We start from the raw sequence: 17,330 nt of genomic DNA, 5'->3' as shown, positions 1-17,330 counted from the left end.
TTGGAAAATCTTTTTTTAGTCGATTTACACTTTGTGGTACAGTTTTTGACCATGTTCCTGATAAGCGGTTTTCATGGCATTGAGACCTGCTTCAACTTCTGCATCTTCATCATTTGATTGATTGGCATTGTGTTGATTTTGCGCATAATCTCGCACATTCTGTGTGATTTTCATCGAACAGAATTTTGGTCCACACATCGAACAGAAATGAGCTGATTTATGAGCTTCTTTTGGAAGTGTTTCATCATGCATGCTGCGTGCCGAATCAGGGTCTAAGCTCAGATTAAATTGATCGTCCCATCGGAATTCAAAGCGTGCTTTTGATAAAGCATTGTCTCGAACTTGAGCACCTGGATGACCTTTGGCTAAATCTGCCGCATGCGCTGCAATTTTGTAAGTAATGATGCCATCTTTTACATCTTTCTTATTTGGTAAGCCTAGATGTTCTTTTGGTGTAACATAGCAAAGCATCGCTGTACCATACCAACCAATCATCGCAGCACCGATTGCTGAGGTAATGTGATCATATCCTGGTGCGATGTCAGTCGTGAGTGGTCCAAGAGTATAGAAAGGAGCTTCTTTACAGACTTCTAGTTGTAAATCCATATTCTCTTTAATCATATGCATAGGCACATGACCAGGACCCTCAATCATCACCTGAACGTCATGTTCCCAAGCACGATGTGTCAATTCTCCCAGTGTTTTAAGTTCACTAAATTGCGCTTCGTCATTGGCATCTTGAACACATCCAGGTCGTAGCCCATCACCTAAGCTGAATGAGACATCATAAGCTTTCATGATTTCGCAAATTTCATCGAAATGCGTGTACAAGAAGTTTTCCTGATGATGTGCTAAACACCATTGCGCCATAATTGAACCCCCACGAGATACAATGCCTGTGAGGCGATTTGCAGTCATAGGAACATAGCGAAGTAAGACCCCAGCATGAATGGTGAAATAATCTACACCTTGTTCAGCTTGTTCAATCAAGGTGTCTTTAAAAATTTCCCAAGTGAGGTCTTCTGCAACACCATCCACTTTTTCTAAAGCTTGGTAAATTGGAACAGTCCCAATTGGAACAGGTGAGTTGCGAATGATCCATTCGCGTGTTTCATGGATATTTTTACCTGTCGATAAATCCATAATGGTGTCAGCACCCCAACGAGTTGCCCATGTCATTTTGGCAACTTCTTCATCAATAGATGAGCCAAGCGCTGAATTACCAATATTGGCATTAATCTTCACTAAGAAGTTACGACCAATAATCATCGGTTCACATTCAGGGTGATTAATATTTGCAGGGATAATCGCACGTCCTGCAGCAATTTCTTGACGTACAAATTCAGGGGTAATTTCTCTTAAATTTTGTGCACCAAAATTTTGTCCTGCGTGTTGGCGCATATCAACGTCATGACGTTGGCGTTGATTCTCACGAATTGCAATATATTCCATTTCTGGCGTGATAATACCTTGCTTCGCATAATGCATTTGCGTGACATTTTTGCCTGCTTTTGCGCGGCGAGGATTTTGGATATGAGCAAACCGAATATCTGCTGTGCGAATATCTTTTAAGCGTGCTTGTCCAAACTCAGAACTCAAGGTTTCTAAAACATCTGTATCATTGCGTTCTTCAATCCATGATTGGCGAACTAGAGGTAAACCTTTGTTCAAATCAATTTGGACATTTGGATCTGTATAGACTCCAGATGTATCGTAAACCATGATTGGTGGGTTATGTTCGCCACCTAAACCAGTAGGAGTATCTGTGAGACTGATTTCTCTGAACGGTACTTGGATGTCTGGGCGTGAACCTTCAACATAGACTTTTTTGGAGGCAGGTAAGATACGGGTTAAATCTTTAGCATCTTGCTCATGTTGAGCAGAAATATCAGCAGGGGAAAGATTCGTTAATTGGTTCATTGCATGATCCTTATGTTTGGCATTAACGAATCAAGCACGACCAAAAACGATGGCGGATTTATCTCTTTGATAAATAAAGGCGAAGTTTTTGCTGGGCTTGATTCCTACGCAGGTGTTAACCTGATCAGGTTCAACGGTACTTGTCTTTAAATTGAGAATTAAGACAATCTCAGCAGTTTGTTAACTGCGCTCCGTCAAGCTAGGCATTTAGACTAACAGATTTTTGCTTTATTGTTGTATCAATTAACACCATTCGTTAATTGCCAAATCCATGCTATTGTCATAAAAGTTTCATCATAGTTATGGTTTAATCACCAATCATTTTTTCCATGTGTCTAGTGGAGGCATCCTGTGTGTCCAAGTAATCCAGTGTTAAGTCACCATATTTCTTCACAATTTAATGAAGACCTACAAGATGTTCATACCAAATTTATGACAATGGGTGGATTGGTAGAGCAGCAAGTTGCTAACTCAATTCATGCTTTATTAGACACAGATGCCAATTTAGCGATTGATGTTCAGTTTAAAGACAACACGGTGAATCAATATGAGCGAGATATTGATGAAGGTTTGACTTTAATTTTGGCGCGCCGTCATCCTGCTGCGATCGATTTGCGTATGGTTATTGCAATGAGCAAAGCCAATACCGATCTTGAGCGAATTGGTGATGAAGCTGCAAAAATTGCACGTATTGCTCAAAATCTTTGTGAAGAGGGTGAGTCACCACGTGGTTACATGGAAACACGTCATATTGGTAATCAGGTTCGTGTCATGATCCATGATGCATTAGATGCATTTGCGCGTTTAGATGTGGATCAGGCTTTGAAAGTTGTTATGGCTGATGTCGATATTGATCGTGAATATCAATCAGCGACTCGTACACTTATGACATATATGATTGAAGATCCACGTCATATCGCACGTGTTATTAATGTGATGTGGGTGTTACGTTCTTTAGAGCGAATTGGTGATCATGCGCGTAATATTTCTGAGCAAGTGATCTATATGGCGAAAGGTATGGATGTTCGTCATACTAGCATTGAAGAAATTGAACAAAAAGTAAATCAAAAGTAATTTTGCACACCAAAAAAGATTTAACAGAAAGTGAATTTAATCAAAGTGAATCTGAAGCGGATTTTGATTAAATTCACTTTTTTGTTTTATGAGAAACGGTTTGTTTGGATCATTTTGGGGTGATTTAAATGATCTGTTATAGTTTTTTTTGAAGGCTTTGTGGCTATATTTAGAATCAGTATTTTTTCAAAATAGTATTTTCAACCTAAAGGCGAGAATGCTATGAGTTTCCTAAAAAAGAAAAATAATGCGAGCTTCGTTTTCTTTATTATCGTTCTATATGCATGTCTTGGATTTGGTTTAGGATTTGTGATTTGGGAGTATTTCCTGCTATCTCCATAAGATTGCAGAAACGAATATGTCACACAGATATTTAGATAGAGTAAATAAAAAAATCCCAGACTTCGGGGGAAAAGTCTGGGAGAGAAATATCATGCATTGTTGAGATATTGGGGGTATCTCTATCTTTCTATAAGTAACTTTAAATAGAATCGTTCAATCTGTCATGTAGACAACTGTGTATACTCTGTAATCCTTTATTACTAGTGTAAAGATCACGTAAATAAAAATGATAAATCATAAGTGTTTTTGGATTAAAATTTGAACTTATGGTAAAAATATCCTGTAATTTAAAAAATCAAAGTTGTCTTGCCAATTTTTAAATAAAAAAAGCAATGATGGAATCATTGCTTTTGATACAAGAAATTTTAAAAAACTAAGCTCCCTTGCTTAACTTGGCAGAGCTTAGCTTTTCGATAAGGTTAGAGCGCTACTCAGCTTATCCTTGTTCAGGCTTCCAGCCTTCGGCTTTTTCTACGCTTTGGTCATTGTTGAAAAATTTCTCGCGTTGTTCCTCGAGGAATTTTTTTGCATCTGGTTCAAATACATTTAAACGTTTTTCGTTAATCAATGTAGTTTGATGTTTTAACCATTCTTGCCAAGCTTGTTTAGATACAGTCTCAAAAAATTCTTGACCCTTTGCACCAGGGAATGGTGCAAAATCTAAACCTTCAAGTTCTTGTTGGTATTTACGGCAAAATACTTGTCTAGTCATGATCAGTCCTTAAGCGTATAGCTGTTCTAAGCGAGTGTGTGCACGAACAATTGCAGCTTCAACTTGTTTAGGTGAAGTTCCACCAATATGGTCACGTGCATTCACTGAAGCTTCTAAAGTCAAAGCTTTGTCAAATACATCTGCTTCAATCAGATCAGAGAATTGTTGTAACTGTTCAAGAGAAAGCTCAGACAAATCTTTTTCTTCTGCTACGCCAAGAGCAACTGCTTTACCAACAATTTCATGCGCATCACGGAAAGCAACCCCTTTTTTAACAAGGTAATCTGCAAGGTCAGTTGCTGTAGAGAAGCCACGTAAAGCCGCTTCACGCATAACTTCAATATTTGGTACCAGTGCTGGAACCATGTCTGCAAAAGCCATAAGTGAGCCACGAACGGTATCAATTGCATCAAATAATGGTTCTTTGTCTTCTTGGTTATCTTTGTTGTATGCCAATGGTTGACCTTTCATTAAGGTCAATAAGCTAATCAAGTCGCCAAAAACACGACCTGACTTGCCACGAACTAATTCAGGAACATCTGGGTTTTTCTTCTGTGGCATGATTGAAGAACCGGTACAGAAGCGATCAGGAATATTCACAAACTTGAACTGAGCTGAAGTCCATAGAATTAGTTCTTCAGACATACGTGATAAATGCATCATGATCAAAGATGCTGCGGCATTAAATTCAATCGCAAAATCACGATCTGAGACTGCATCGAGAGAGTTTTCTGAAACTGCTTCAAAACCTAATAACTCAGCGGTATAGGCACGATCAATCGGGTAGGTTGTACCAGCTAAGGCTGCTGAGCCGAGTGGCATACGATTGACACGTTTACGGCAGTCTTGTAAACGTTCGGTGTCACGAACAAGCATTTCAAACCAAGCTAATAAGTGATGACCAAACGTCACAGGTTGAGCAGTTTGTAAATGAGTAAAGCCGGGCATGATAGTATGCGTATTTTGACTTGCTAAACTCAGTAAACCTTTTTGTAAGCGAAGTAATAAGCCTAAAATGTCATCAATTTCATCACGTAGATATAAACGAATATCTGTTGCTACTTGGTCATTACGACTGCGACCTGTATGAAGTTTTTTACCTGTGATGCCAATACGTTGAGTCAGACGAGACTCAATGTTCATGTGGACATCTTCTAAATCAATACGCCATTCAAAATTTCCAGCTTCGATTTCTGCTTTAATCGTGCTTAAACCTTGAATAATGTCATCACGTTCAGCTTCAGTGAGTACACCAACTTTCGCTAACATGGTTGCATGAGCTATAGAGCCCGCAATATCTTGTTTATAAAAACGTTGGTCAAATTGCACAGATGCTGTAAATTCTGCAACAAATGCATCCGTTGCTTCTGAGAAGCGACCGCCCCACATACCAGAGGTTTGATTAGGGCTTGCTGAAGATGAGGATTGAGAAGATGTGGTCATGGCGGCTCAGTAAAATAAAAAAGAGTATAGCAAATCCAAACGCAGATGCCGAAACTCGACGCAAGAAGTTATCGCAATCTCGTCAGATGAATTCATCAGGCACGTATTTTTTTACGAAAATTGGTCAATGGCAACACTTATTAGAACTAATTGTTGCAAGTAATGTATTGGCAATGGTTTTAGCATTGGCGGAAGCTCGCTCTTGGCATGCTTTGGAAGGTATTCGCGTTTTACAATATACCTTTTTTATTAATTGGGTGATTTTATCTTTTTCCGCATTTGTCGATTATTTTCAGGATTTCTTTACTAAGTTAAGTCAAAAGGTCGCTTTGACTTTGGGGTTTGTTGTCCTGCAAATCATTGTGCTGCTTACAACTTGTGTTGTGAATATCATTCAGTTTTGGGCAGCTCGATCTACTGGTTTTTCCGAAGATGTCTTATTTCATGGCGTAAGTTTGCATTTGGGGTATGGTATTTTATTGGGTGCTTTTTGCTTACGTTATTTATATATGCGTGAGCAATGGTTGCGTCAACAGTACAGCGAGTTAAATGCGCGTATTCAAGCGATGCAAGCAAGGATTCATCCACATTTTTTATTTAATAGTTTAAATAGTGTGGTGAGTTTGATTTCAATAGATCCAGATAAAGCTGAAAATATGTTGATCAGTCTTTCTCGATTGTTTCGGGCCAGTTTTCAGGAGTTGAAACTGGTAAGTTTGGAGGAAGAAATTGATCTGTGTAAGCAATATCTCAGTATTGAGAAAATGCGTTTAGGTGACCGATTAACCGTAGAATGGAATATTCAAGCGACACCAATTGAGTTAAAACGAGCGACTATTCCATTATTAACGTTGCAACCTTTGTTAGAGAATAGTATTTTTCATGGGGTGGAAAAAGTTTTACAAGCTTCAACGATTAGCGTATTGGTTGAAATATTGCAAAATCAAGTCACTATAGTCATTACTAACCCCTATTCTCACGATAAAATAAAATCCAGAACAGGGAATGGTATTGCAATAGAAAATGTTGAACAGCGCTTGAAGGCTTATTATGGGCCAGCTGTGAAGTTTCAAGTGTATGGGGGAGTGTCGTTATATACGACTGTGGTGAGTTACCACGATCGAGTAAAATAATAAGTCCAGTTAACCATAAAAAATATGGATGATGTTAACGGTGACAAGGAGGAGAGGATGAAAGTTCTGATTGCTGATGATGAACCTCTCGCAGTAGAGCGTTTATCACGTTTAGTGACCCAGATGGGGCATGATGTGATTGCGACAGCACATCATGGGCAAGATGTGTTAGATCATATTGAAAATGATTCACCAGATGTTGTTTTATTAGATATTCAAATGCCAGGGATGAATGGATTAGAGTGCGCTGAGCAATTGAGTCACTTGAACCCACGTCCTGCTATTATTTTTTGTACGGCATACGATCAACATGCATTGGAAGCATTTAAATTTCAAGCCCAAGGATATTTACTCAAACCTGTAGCCCAACAAGATTTACAGCAGGTTTTTGATAATTTAACTCAACTTACCCAAGCTCAAATGACGGGTTTAAAACAACAAGATCATATGTACGATACTAAAACTCAACGTCACCAAATTGCTGCGAAAACTTATCGTGGGGTCGAACTTATCCCTGTAGAAAATATTTATTATTTTTTGGCGGATCAGAAGTATGTCACCGTGCGCCATAAAAATGGCAGTGTATTGATAGACGAAACATTAAAAGATTTAGAGCATGAGTTTGCTGACCGCTTTATTAGAATCCATCGTAATGCGCTTGTTTCACTAGATTATTTAGAAGGTTTAGAGCTGGTTGCTGCTGGACAATACCAAGTTCGATTACGTGAACTTGAGGAGCGCTTGTCGGTGAGTCGCCGTCATTTACCAAGTCTAAGAGAGTGTATGCATCAACTATAATTTGTTGAAGCTAAGCTTGTTATGATCACTTTTTGCTTTTTTTACTTGCATTTTTAAATGATCAAGTTAAGTTTGGAGCAATTGCTTTGATCAATACTTAACTTAGATTTATGAAAACTCTAAAAATTGCAACTCGACAAAGTCCTCTTGCACTTTGGCAAGCTGAGCATATTCGTGCTCGTTTAAATGAACTTTATCCTGATTTAACGGTTGAATTGGTTAAGTTTGTAACCCAAGGTGATAAGATTTTAGATACGCCTTTGGCAAAAATTGGTGGTAAAGGATTATTTGTAAAAGAGTTGGAAGCAGCACTATTGGATGGGCGTGCTGATTTAGCTGTACATTCAATGAAAGATGTGCCGATGCATTTACCTGCAGGCTTAACACTTGCAGTGATCTGTGAACGCGAAGATCCTCTAGATGCTTTTGTATCGAATCAATATGCTCATTTTGATGAGTTACCACATGGTGCGAAAGTTGGGACCTCAAGTCTACGCCGTAAATGTCAGATACTTCAGCAACGTCCTGATTTAGAAATTATTGATCTACGCGGTAATGTCGGAACACGTTTATCTAAACTCGATGATGGACTGTATGATGCGATCATTTTAGCGAGCGCAGGTTTAAAACGCTTAGGTTTGGCAGAGAGAATTCGCCATTGCCTCGCACCTACATTGAGTTTGCCTGCAGTAGGGCAAGGTGCTTTGGGTTTGGAATGTCGTGCAGATGATCAAGAATTACTGGAATTAATCTCTCCTCTTCAACATGAAGTAACTTCAATTTGTGTACGTGCAGAACGTGCATTTAATGCCTATCTTGAAGGTGGATGCCAAGTTCCGATCGCTGGTTATGCGATAATTACTCAAAATCAACTTCATATCGAAGGTCGAGTCGGTAGTGTAGATGGAAAGACGCTATTAAAAGAACAATTGTCAGGAGCATTGGGTGAGGGTGAGCGATTAGGTGTGGTTTTAGCCGAAAAACTATTGGCACGGGGTGCAGGTGAGCTACTGAAAGCTTTATATTAAAATGTTATTCATCAATACGCGCCCTGAAGATCGAGCACATTCATTAAATCAAGCTCTGATTCAAGAGGGGATACAGGTTGAATCCTTGCCCTTACTTGAGTTGGTTGCTGAGCCATTTACAGTAGATTTGATGCAGTTGTATGATCAACTCAAGGCTTCGCAAGTGATCGTTGTTGTCAGTCCAACTGCTGTTGAGATTGGCATGCTGCATCTCAAGAATAGTGGGATTGATTTAGATCAACTTAAACATATTCAATGGATCGCGGTTGGGCAAGCCACAGCAGCAGCGCTAAAAACCTTTGGGATTGATAGTCTTGTTCCTGATGTTGAAAGTTCAGAAGGGATGTTGCAGCTACCGATACTTAGAGAACGCGTTGACTTAAATACAGTCGCATTTTGGCGTGGGCATGGCGGACGTCAATTTATGATGCAACATTTGCAACAAACAGGCGTAAATATTCTCAACTTTATCCTTTATCGTCGCCAATGCCCTGAACTAAGTTTGACTAAATTTCCTAAACTCGTTTCTCAATTGGTATCACAACAACCAGTTTTTGTGTTGATTAGTAGTGAAGCAAGTTGGAGAAACTGGCAACAGCTCACCGCACAGATTAGTAAAGAGTTGGATTGTATTTATTTAGTACTTGGTGAGCGTTTAGCTCAGGTATTGTGTCAAACGCAAAATCAAGTAGATTCTATGTTGGAATATATTCAGTTAGAAACATTAGCACCATTAGAAATTATTCATTCTATTCAAGGCTGGCAAGGACAATCATGAGAAAAATTGCTTATTTCATATTGGTTCTGGGTTTGGTGTGGTTGGCGAAACTCAGTTATGATGTTGCGCAATATTCTCAAACAATTCCTCAGCTTCAACAGCAGTTGGTTCAATCACAGCAACAATACTCTTTGTTAAATGACCAATTAGTGGGTTTGCAACGACAACTACAAGACAAAAACACCTCAAATACCAATAATAAACTTGTAACTGCACCGATAACGATTGATGGCATTGCCCCCGCCGTTGTGATCAAGCAAAAGCTACAATTAGTGCAATTTGCAGTGGATCAGCAACAATTTATTTTTGCGTTAGAACAGTTGAATCAGTTGCAACAACAAATGGCTCAACATCAAGTTTCACCAGCATTGCAGCATGGTCTTATCAAAGCGATTGAGCAAGATAAGCAAAACATTCAACAATATGTATTGCTGCAAACTCAGCAGCGTCAGCAATTTGATACGTTATTGCAGTATTTAGATCAGCAGCTTCAGCAAGAAATGCAGAAACCCGATATTCGACTGCAGAAAAACAGTGAACGTTCATGGTGGCAATGGTTCAAATTTGAAAAGGTGCAACGCACTCCACCAGACTTAATCCAACGAAGTATTTTACTAAAAGAGGCTCAATTAAGATTATTACTTGCAGAGCAAGCATTGCATTTAAATCAAGCCGCTGAATATCGCAAGTCAATGCAAGAAGTTATGCTGCTTTTAGAGGATTTGCCAGATCGAAGTAGTCAGCAAATGAAACTACGTGTGGAGAAAATGCTTAATCTTCCAGTCGTTCCTGCTCCGAAACTAACGACTCTCGGTTTGCTAGGGTAGTCCGATATGAAGCATTTATTGAAGATATATTTCCTTGCAATCCTTAGCTTATTCGCTATTTTTTCAGTCTTTAGCTATGGTTACGGTAGTGGTTACGCTTTTATCTATTGGCGGGACTGGCAGTTTCAAAGTAGCTTTTGGGGATTAGTAACGTGCTTTATTCTTGTGAGTTTCATCGCTCAGGCAGGATGGTTATTAGCAAAAAGATATCTCGCACAACAGCAAAGACAGAAAGATACAATTCTTCGATTTAAAGATTTACATCCTTATGAGCAGCTTGGCATCGTTTGGTTATTAGATGCTGCCAAAGATCAGCAAGTGTTCATTGAGCGAGTTTTCACACAGTCAGGTTTACTGAGTAATATCGTTGATGCTCAATTTGATTATCGCAATGGTGATTATGAAACGGCATTGATGAATCTAGAAAAGTCAGCCCCTATGGCTTTTGAACTTGCTGAATTGCTTAGAGTGGATATTTTTCTAGAGCGACAAGAAACAGAAAAAGCACTTACACATTTGGAATTTCTCGCACAGCATCAACTATCCCCTTGGCTAAGCGAAATTGAAACGGCATATCAGCAAAAAATAACCAGTTTGTGGGGTAAATTGGCCTTACAAAAGCCATGGGTGTTTTTACAAAGTACTCAACATGGGCTGCTAGATGCAGAACATCGTGATCTTTGGTTGCAGCAATTATTAATTCAATTTGATCAAGCTACTGTCGATGATTTAGGTGCACTTCAACAACGTTACATGATGCTGCATTCAGAAATCAAAGCACGGCCGTATACCAGTAAAGTACTTTGGTTAAAATTATTGGCTCGAATGCCTGAAATGAGTGTTCAGCACGAGGAGCTTGCCTTACATCTATTGCAAGAGCATTTTGATCCTGAAGTATTTTATTTGTGGTTTCAACAACAGCTACTTAAGCAAATTCCTGATTATGCTTATGTTGAACAACGAATTATGGAGTTGGAACAAAAATATACCAGCGTTCCAATGCTGGCTTTTGCAAAATGGCATATATTTATGGCGACAGATCGCCAGACTGAAGCAGCACAATTGTTGGATTTATATCCTGATAATATTTTAATGAGTTATTTAAGGATTAAATCTACCTTGGGTGATGATTCTGATTTAATCAGACAGTTGAATTTAATCTTTGAAAATGATGTTAATTTTCTTAACTTTAAGATATGAGTGAAATAATGAAAGAGCTGTCTGTCTATCCAGTAATTCTTGAGCAAACTGTTGCATGGGGGGATATGGATGCTTTTGGACATGTAAATAATGTTCAATATTATCGATATATTGAAAGTGCACGAATTGCTTATTTAATGAAATTAAATATATTCGATGAGGATATATTGACGGTTGTTGCTTCGAGTCAATGTAAATATTTAAGCCCAGTATTTTATCCTGATGTGCTGCATATTGGTGCAAGAATTGAAGAGTTAAGAAATAGTGCGTTTAGAATGCATTATGTTCTATGGAGTCGTGATCAAGCTCAAGTGGTTGCAACTGGTGAGGCCGTCATGGTGTGTGTTGGCAAACATGATTCAAAGAAAATTAATATACCAACCGAGATTCGTAATCGTATTATAACGTTGGAATCAAGTGTTGGGCATCATATTGAATAATATGTAAAGACAGTTATGTATAATTTTATCTAAGTCATATTTATTGAGTTGTATCGAGGTGCAATTCAATAAATTTTTTAAAATAAAGCTTACTTATAAATCTAGGTTAAGTTTATTTTAAGGTGAATTTTTGAATTGATATTTTAAGAAATAATAACAATAAAGTAAGCGATTAAAAGAATGATAAAATGTACTGTAATATTTGAGATCGAGAAAGTTTCTGTGTTTTATTGTAAATAATGGCTGATTTAAGTGAATGCTGTGATTGAGTTGACTATTTTAATATTGATTATCTAATTACATATAAACTAATATTGAGTTGAATTTTTAATTCATTTTATTTTTGAGTGATATATTTCCCTTTTGAGTTGGAGTGGTTCTAATGAAACCAGATATTAGTGATTTATCTGTTGAAGATCTCAAGCGTTTGCAAGCTGAAGCTGAAGCTTTAATTGCAAGCAAAAAAGATCAAGCAATTGAAGATGCTTATAATCAAATTATTGCGATTGCTGAAAACGTTGGATACAGCGTTGAAGAGCTTTTGGAGCTTGGTGAGCAAAAACGTAAGAAAACAACCCGTAAAGCTGTTGAGCCGCGTTACCGTAATAAAAATAATGCAGAAGAAACTTGGACAGGTCGCGGTAAGCAACCACGTTGGTTAGTTGCAGAATTAGAGAAAGGTGCAAAACTTGAAGATTTCTTAATCTAAGGCAAGTTTTAAAGTCATCGTATTGTCATAAGGTGATTTTATCCTTTATTAAAAAGCCAGGCTTAAAAAGCTTGGTTTTTTTATATGAGAGAATTGGCGATGTTGAAAAAGTATGCATAATGTCAATCAGAGGGCGAGTGTCTCGACAAGGATGATATTTTGCGTGTTGGTAAGGGTGGAATGAAGAAAAAAACAAAACAATTGAGATGGTGGATTTTCGCCGTTTTTGCATTCTTAATTTTTATTATTTTACAAATTCCAGCAACATGGTTAATTGCTAAGTTTTCTAAAGATAATCAAATATTACATAATGTTAGTGGCAATATCTGGCAGGGGCAGGCGGATTGGCAGCGTGGTCAATTGCGAGGAACTGTCCATTGGAAAACTAGACCTCTAGATTTATTGTTATTACGTGTTGGTGCCAATCTCGATATACACAGTGGAAATACTCAATTTAATGGTGTTTTTGGTTATGGTTTTGGTAAAAAAATCATGATCAAGAATCTTCAAGGTGAAGTTTCACCTGAAACCTTAAAGTATTTTGCAAATTGGCAGTGGCCTGAGAACGCGATTCAATTAAAAGATGTTCAGTTAAATTATCAAAAAGAAAAAGGATTTAGTGCTGCGGAAGGGCAGCTAAACTGGGGTGGTGGTGAATTGAATTATACGTTCGGTCAACGTCAAGATCGTATGAATATGCCTTCATTAATGGCTGAAATAAAAGATGAAAATGGTCAGCTACAAGTAGATGTACGTGATCAGCGTAGTCAAAAAATGGCAAATCTAAGTCTAGACCCTAGTTTGATGCTTGATGTGCAATTGACGCAACGAATGCTTTTGAATATTCCATCATATGAAGGAAAAGCTGGTTTAGACACTTACGTGATTAGCTCACGTCAACCACTCATGCAGGGTGGCTTCTGATGAAACAATTTGCTCAAAAGATTCAACAATTGAGATGGCAGAAATTAGACAAGCTAGGTGCGTTGGTGTTGGTAATATTAGTGCTATGGCTATGTTGGAAGTTGGCTTCTTTATTTTGGTTTGTTGTCGCACCGCCGCAGCCGATGCAGTTTGATCGAGTTGAGTTGGGTTCGCAGCAAGCTCAAGTACCCAACATTAGTTCGTTTGCATTATTTAACGAACCCGCAGCAGTTTCTGCTCAAGATAATGTTAATTTAGAGTTGCAGGGTGTTTTGCTAGGTTATCCAAGTTATTTATCCTCTGCTGTCATTAAACTCAATGATGTTGCTGAACGTTATCGTGTCGGTGAGACGATTGGCTCAACGTCCTACCAACTTGCAGAGGTTTATTGGGATCATGTGATTCTTAGGCAAGGAAATGGTGCTACACGAGAAGTTAAATTCAAAGGTCTAGAAAACGGCTTATATCAACCGATAGCACCCGTTTTAAATGAAAGTATGAATAATCAGCCAACTCAAATGCAGCCCCAAGCACCTTCTCAAAGTTCTCCGCAATCTGCTTTAGGTCAAGCGATACAGCAGATGCAAGATAACCGAGAGCAGTATTTAAAAAATATGGGTGTGACCGGCGGAGGTTCAGATGGTTATGAAATCTCTGATCGAACACCATCGAACTTGAAAAACACATTAGGTTTGCGCTCAGGTGATCGTATTCTTTCGATTAACGGTCAAACTGTTGGGCAAGGGCTAAGCGAAGTACAATTATTAGAGCAAGTACGTCGTGAAGGGCATGCCAAAATAGAAATAAAACGTGGTGATCAAGTGATGACCATACAACAAAGTTTTTAGTGATAACACGTCACCACATAAGTTAGGAATAAGTGCAGGTTATGGCTTTTTTAAATCATCAACGTCCACTTTGGGCATTACTTGCCGCAGCACCTTTAGCCGCGTCAATCAGTACCCATGTGCAAGCACAAACATGGAAGATCAATTTACGTGATGCGGACTTAACAGCATTTATTAATGAAGTTGCAGATATTACGGGGAAAAACTTTGCGGTTGATCCTCGTGTACGTGGTAACGTCACGGTGATTTCAAATAAGCCTTTAAATAAAGATGAGGTTTATGACCTATTTCTAGGTGTTTTGAATGTTAACGGTGTTGTGGCTTTACCATCGGGAAATACTGTAAAACTTGTTCCTGATAGCAATGTAAAAAATTCTGGTATCCCATATGATTCACGCAGTCGTGCGGGTGGAGACCAAATCGTTACACGTGTGATTTGGCTGCAAAATACTAACCCCAATGATTTGATTCCTGCACTTCGTCCTCTAATGCCGCAATTCGCGCATTTAGCTGCTGTAGCTGGAACAAATGCGTTGATTGTTTCTGATCGTGCCGCAAATATTTATCAGTTAGAAAATATTGTGCGTAATCTTGATGGCACGGGTCAGAATGATATTGAAGCGATTAGTTTGCAATCAAGCCAAGCAGAAGAAATCATTGGTTTGCTAGAAACGATGAGTGCAACAGGCGCATCTAAAGATTTTATTGGCTCACGTGTACGCATTATTGCGGATAATCGGACTAATCGCATTTTGATTAAGGGTGATCCTGATTCGCGTAAACGTTTACGTCAAATGATCGAAATGTTAGATGTGCCTTCAGCAGATCGTTTGGGCGGTTTGAAGGTTTTTCGTTTGAAATACGCCAGTGCAAAAAACTTAGCTGAAATTTTGCAAGGCTTGGTCACTGGTCAATCGGTTTCATCATCTTCAGCATCAAATAATGCAGGCTCATCAAATAACCCAATCAATAACCTTGTTTCAAACAATCAAAGCTCAAATTCAACATCTGGATCATCTTCCTCGATTTCCACGCCTTCAATTAATTTGAATAGCGGCTCAAATAATCAAAATGCAGGTGTTTCAAGCTTTAATGGTAATGGTGTTAGCATTATTGCGGACAGTACGCAGAATGCATTGGTCGTTAAAGCGGATCCTCAGTTAATGCGTGAAATTGAGGCAGCGATTCAGCAATTAGATATACGTCGTCAACAGGTGTTGATCGAAGCAGCAATTATTGAAGTTGCTGGTGATGATGCAGATCAATTGGGTGTTCAGTGGGCATTAGGTGATATAAGTAGTGGTATTGGATTAATAAACTTTACTAATGTTGGGTCTAGTTTATCAAAACTAGCTGCTGGATATCTGACAGGTGGAGCGGCTGGTTTGGGCTCTGCAATTGGGGCTGGTTCTTCGATTGTAGTGGGTGACTATAAAGAAGGTGCGAATGGTTCGCGTAAGCTTTATGGTGCATTGATTCAGGCGCTAAAAAGTAATACGAAATCCAATCTTCTTTCTACACCATCTATTGTGACGATGGATAATGAGGAAGCCTATATTGTTGTGGGTCAAAATGTACCATTCGTAACAGGTTCTGTGACGACTAATAGTACAGGTGTGAATCCATACACTACTGTTGAACGTAAGGATGTGGGTGTAACGCTAAAAGTTGTACCGCATATTGGTGAAGGTGGTTCTGTTCGGTTAGAGGTTGAGCAAGAAGTCTCTGCTGTACAGGAAAGTCGCGGTCAAGCAACTGATTTGGTGACCAGTAAGCGTGCCATCAAAACTTCGGTTTTAGCTGATCATGGTCAAACGGTTGTTCTGGGCGGTTTGATTTCCGACAATTCAATCCATTCGAGACAAGGATTGCCTGTCTTAGGCGATATTCCTTATCTTGGTCGATTATTCCGTGCAGACAGTAAAACCAATGAAAAACGTAATCTCTTGGTTTTCATTCACCCAACGATTGTTGGTGATTCGGATGATGTGCGTCGAATTTCTCAACAACGTTACAATCAGCTTTATAGCTTGCAGCTAGCTATGGATAAAAATGGTAATTTTGCTAAGTTACCTGAAAATGTGGCTGATATTTATCGTCAACAACCGTTAAATACTACGTCACCGTATCAAAAGGTTCCAACAGCAACACAAAATCAAAGTAGTGTCGTAACTACACCTGTAGCGACTATAGAACCCCAGGTACAACAGCAATCTATTCAGCTGCCAGCAAAATCGACTGAGCGTAGTAAGAATACAGTGACAACTACGACGATTCGTTCGGCATCTTCACAGTAGATGCACAGAAGACCTTATGTCACAATGTTAAAATTGAGAGAAATTTTATAAGGATATGCATCTATGACTTGGAAACTACAAGCCATTACGGGTGAATTTACGGGGCAAGAGATTAGCGTAGAGCGTGATATGTTAGTTGGTCGTCATCAAGATGCTGACCTTTTGTTGCAATCTGCTGATATTTCTCGTCGACATGCTGCCTTGTTGTTGAAAGATCAGCAGCTTTGGGTTCAAGATTTGAATTCTTCAAATGGTACATTTATCAATGATTTGAAAATTGAACAAGAAACAGAGTTGCATGATGGGGATATTTTGCAATTTGCGAGCTTTATGTTTTCTGTACTTGCACCTGTTGATGCTGAATTGCCTGAAATTGAAGCAGAACCAGCGCCATCAACATCACACGACCAAGGTATGCCGAGTATAGCTGAACGTGCTGTCGAAACCCCAATTAGTCGTGATGGAATGCCGCAGCAAGTTGCGATTCCAAAGCCTGCGCCGATACCACAAGGTGTTGATGTGCAGTCGACTTTAGAGCAACAACCTATTCCATTTGAAGAGCCTGTATCACGAGTGGCACAACAAGTTGAGCAACAGAAAAATGCATCTGTAGGTTTGATTTCAATTATCGTGCTGATCATTTTGGCTGTGATTGCTTGGCTGTTCTTTAAATAATTACGCGAAGCTTTTACAATCAGGGCATACCATGAGTGTATGCCTTTTTTATGTCGAGTAAATTTATGCTAATTGCACAGTTAGAGCGTCGTAGCCTTATTCTTTTTGATCTCGATGGAACACTTGTTGATTCTGCAGCAGATTTGTACCGTGCGATGAATCTCAGTTTGGAAAAACTAGGA

General features: G+C 38.9%; 17 protein-coding genes, 1 pseudogene and 1 riboswitch. Of the genes and pseudogenes, 15 read left to right on the top strand and 3 right to left on the bottom strand.

Annotated elements, in window-relative coordinates:
* Positions 1 to 24: 24 nt before the first annotated feature.
* Positions 25 to 1,920, bottom strand: coding sequence for a phosphomethylpyrimidine synthase ThiC (thiC, locus tag A2003_RS14355; RefSeq protein WP_286687542.1), 1,896 nt, complete (start codon positions 1,918 to 1,920; stop codon positions 25 to 27).
* Between the two features lie 84 nt (positions 1,921 to 2,004).
* Positions 2,005 to 2,124: riboswitch (TPP riboswitch) on the bottom strand.
* A 147-nt stretch (positions 2,125 to 2,271) separates the two neighbouring features.
* On the opposite strand from thiC, the gene phoU reads away from it, so the two are divergent.
* Both phoU and A2003_RS14345 read left to right on the top strand, forming a co-directional pair.
* Positions 2,272 to 2,994 carry a phosphate signaling complex protein PhoU gene (gene phoU / locus A2003_RS14350; protein ID WP_004916988.1) on the top strand — a complete coding sequence of 241 codons (723 nt, stop codon included), beginning with the start codon at positions 2,272 to 2,274 and terminating at the stop codon, positions 2,992 to 2,994.
* Positions 2,995 to 3,216: 222 nt separating this feature from the next.
* Positions 3,217 to 3,336 carry a hypothetical protein gene (locus A2003_RS14345; protein ID WP_004916987.1) on the top strand — a complete coding sequence of 40 codons (120 nt, stop codon included), beginning with the start codon at positions 3,217 to 3,219 and terminating at the stop codon, positions 3,334 to 3,336.
* 436 nt (positions 3,337 to 3,772) lie between these two features.
* Here A2003_RS14345 and A2003_RS14340 read toward each other — a convergent pair whose 3' ends face one another.
* Positions 3,773 to 4,048: an oxidative damage protection protein gene (locus tag A2003_RS14340; protein WP_004916986.1), complete on the bottom strand. Its 276-nt coding sequence runs from the start codon at positions 4,046 to 4,048 to the stop codon at positions 3,773 to 3,775.
* 9 nt (positions 4,049 to 4,057) lie between these two features.
* Positions 4,058 to 5,491, bottom strand: coding sequence for an argininosuccinate lyase (gene argH, locus A2003_RS14335; protein ID WP_004957372.1), 1,434 nt, complete (start codon positions 5,489 to 5,491; stop codon positions 4,058 to 4,060).
* Between argH and A2003_RS14330 the strand changes: the two genes are divergently transcribed.
* The 13 genes and pseudogenes from A2003_RS14330 to A2003_RS14270 form a co-directional block, all read left to right on the top strand.
* Positions 5,482 to 6,624 carry a sensor histidine kinase gene (locus A2003_RS14330; RefSeq protein ID WP_286687541.1) on the top strand — a complete coding sequence of 381 codons (1,143 nt, stop codon included), beginning with the start codon at positions 5,482 to 5,484 and terminating at the stop codon, positions 6,622 to 6,624. The genes argH and A2003_RS14330 overlap by 10 nt on opposite strands.
* 57 nt (positions 6,625 to 6,681) lie before the next feature.
* Complete coding sequence (locus tag A2003_RS14325; RefSeq protein WP_286687540.1) at positions 6,682 to 7,422, top strand: LytR/AlgR family response regulator transcription factor; 741 nt, start codon at positions 6,682 to 6,684, stop codon at positions 7,420 to 7,422.
* A gap of 110 nt (positions 7,423 to 7,532) precedes the next feature.
* Complete coding sequence (gene hemC, locus A2003_RS14320) at positions 7,533 to 8,450, top strand: hydroxymethylbilane synthase (protein WP_286687539.1); 918 nt, start codon at positions 7,533 to 7,535, stop codon at positions 8,448 to 8,450.
* Between the two features lies 1 nt (position 8,451).
* Complete coding sequence (locus A2003_RS14315; protein WP_286687538.1) at positions 8,452 to 9,228, top strand: uroporphyrinogen-III synthase; 777 nt, start codon at positions 8,452 to 8,454, stop codon at positions 9,226 to 9,228.
* Complete coding sequence (locus A2003_RS14310) at positions 9,225 to 10,055, top strand: hypothetical protein (RefSeq protein WP_286687537.1); 831 nt, start codon at positions 9,225 to 9,227, stop codon at positions 10,053 to 10,055. Before A2003_RS14315 ends, A2003_RS14310 begins: the two co-directional genes overlap by 4 nt.
* A 6-nt stretch (positions 10,056 to 10,061) precedes the next feature.
* Complete coding sequence (locus tag A2003_RS14305) at positions 10,062 to 11,255, top strand: heme biosynthesis protein HemY (RefSeq protein ID WP_286687536.1); 1,194 nt, start codon at positions 10,062 to 10,064, stop codon at positions 11,253 to 11,255.
* An 8-nt stretch (positions 11,256 to 11,263) separates the two neighbouring features.
* Entirely contained in the window at positions 11,264 to 11,695 is a 432-nt protein-coding gene (locus tag A2003_RS14300) for an acyl-CoA thioesterase (protein ID WP_004957383.1), read from the top strand.
* Between the two features lie 382 nt (positions 11,696 to 12,077).
* Positions 12,078 to 12,404, top strand: coding sequence for an H-NS histone family protein (locus A2003_RS14295; protein WP_004958548.1), 327 nt, complete (start codon positions 12,078 to 12,080; stop codon positions 12,402 to 12,404).
* A gap of 180 nt (positions 12,405 to 12,584) precedes the next feature.
* On the top strand, positions 12,585 to 13,328 hold the full coding sequence (gene gspN, locus A2003_RS14290; protein ID WP_286687552.1) for a type II secretion system protein N: 744 nt from the start codon (positions 12,585 to 12,587) through the stop codon (positions 13,326 to 13,328).
* Positions 13,328 to 14,176 carry a type II secretion system protein N gene (locus A2003_RS14285; protein WP_004957388.1) on the top strand — a complete coding sequence of 283 codons (849 nt, stop codon included), beginning with the start codon at positions 13,328 to 13,330 and terminating at the stop codon, positions 14,174 to 14,176. The genes gspN and A2003_RS14285 overlap by 1 nt, the downstream gene beginning before the upstream one ends.
* A gap of 41 nt (positions 14,177 to 14,217) precedes the next feature.
* The gene (gene gspD, locus A2003_RS14280) at positions 14,218 to 16,473 is read left to right on the top strand and encodes a type II secretion system secretin GspD (protein ID WP_004957392.1); all 2,256 of its coding nucleotides are present in this window, start codon (positions 14,218 to 14,220) and stop codon (positions 16,471 to 16,473) included.
* Positions 16,474 to 16,536: 63 nt separating this feature from the next.
* Positions 16,537 to 17,148, top strand: coding sequence for an FHA domain-containing protein (locus A2003_RS14275; RefSeq protein ID WP_286687535.1), 612 nt, complete (start codon positions 16,537 to 16,539; stop codon positions 17,146 to 17,148).
* Positions 17,149 to 17,213: 65 nt separating this feature from the next.
* Positions 17,214 to 17,330 (top strand): annotated as a pseudogene (locus tag A2003_RS14270) (phosphoglycolate phosphatase); the annotation flags it as partial.

It is taken from the genome of Acinetobacter sp. GWC1_38_13 (assembly GCF_001767535.1).
In the GTDB taxonomy this organism is placed as follows: domain Bacteria; phylum Pseudomonadota; class Gammaproteobacteria; order Pseudomonadales; family Moraxellaceae; genus Acinetobacter; species Acinetobacter junii.
The sequence above is the reverse complement of the archived record's forward strand: the minus strand, read 5'-3'. Positions and strand labels throughout refer to the sequence as shown.

Excerpts from the sequence above, each read along its gene's own strand:
- A2003_RS14295 (WP_004958548.1), top strand. The coding sequence starts at position 12,078 with ATGAAACCAGATATTAGTGATTTATCTGTTGAAGATCTCAAGCGTTTG.
- A2003_RS14305 (WP_286687536.1), top strand. The coding sequence starts at position 10,062 with ATGAAGCATTTATTGAAGATATATTTCCTTGCAATCCTTAGCTTATTC.
- A2003_RS14300 (WP_004957383.1), top strand. The coding sequence starts at position 11,264 with ATGAAAGAGCTGTCTGTCTATCCAGTAATTCTTGAGCAAACTGTTGCA.
- A2003_RS14275 (WP_286687535.1), top strand. The coding sequence starts at position 16,537 with ATGACTTGGAAACTACAAGCCATTACGGGTGAATTTACGGGGCAAGAG.
- A2003_RS14330 (WP_286687541.1), top strand. The coding sequence starts at position 5,482 with ATGTGGTCATGGCGGCTCAGTAAAATAAAAAAGAGTATAGCAAATCCA.
- thiC (WP_286687542.1), bottom strand. The coding sequence starts at position 1,920 with ATGAACCAATTAACGAATCTTTCCCCTGCTGATATTTCTGCTCAACAT.
- argH (WP_004957372.1), bottom strand. The coding sequence starts at position 5,491 with ATGACCACATCTTCTCAATCCTCATCTTCAGCAAGCCCTAATCAAACC.
- gspN (WP_286687552.1), top strand. The coding sequence starts at position 12,585 with ATGAAGAAAAAAACAAAACAATTGAGATGGTGGATTTTCGCCGTTTTT.
- A2003_RS14340 (WP_004916986.1), bottom strand. The coding sequence starts at position 4,048 with ATGACTAGACAAGTATTTTGCCGTAAATACCAACAAGAACTTGAAGGT.
- gspD (WP_004957392.1), top strand. The coding sequence starts at position 14,218 with ATGGCTTTTTTAAATCATCAACGTCCACTTTGGGCATTACTTGCCGCA.
- A2003_RS14285 (WP_004957388.1), top strand. The coding sequence starts at position 13,328 with ATGAAACAATTTGCTCAAAAGATTCAACAATTGAGATGGCAGAAATTA.
- A2003_RS14315 (WP_286687538.1), top strand. The coding sequence starts at position 8,452 with ATGTTATTCATCAATACGCGCCCTGAAGATCGAGCACATTCATTAAAT.
- hemC (WP_286687539.1), top strand. The coding sequence starts at position 7,533 with ATGAAAACTCTAAAAATTGCAACTCGACAAAGTCCTCTTGCACTTTGG.
- A2003_RS14310 (WP_286687537.1), top strand. The coding sequence starts at position 9,225 with ATGAGAAAAATTGCTTATTTCATATTGGTTCTGGGTTTGGTGTGGTTG.
- A2003_RS14345 (WP_004916987.1), top strand. The coding sequence starts at position 3,217 with ATGAGTTTCCTAAAAAAGAAAAATAATGCGAGCTTCGTTTTCTTTATT.
- A2003_RS14325 (WP_286687540.1), top strand. The coding sequence starts at position 6,682 with ATGAAAGTTCTGATTGCTGATGATGAACCTCTCGCAGTAGAGCGTTTA.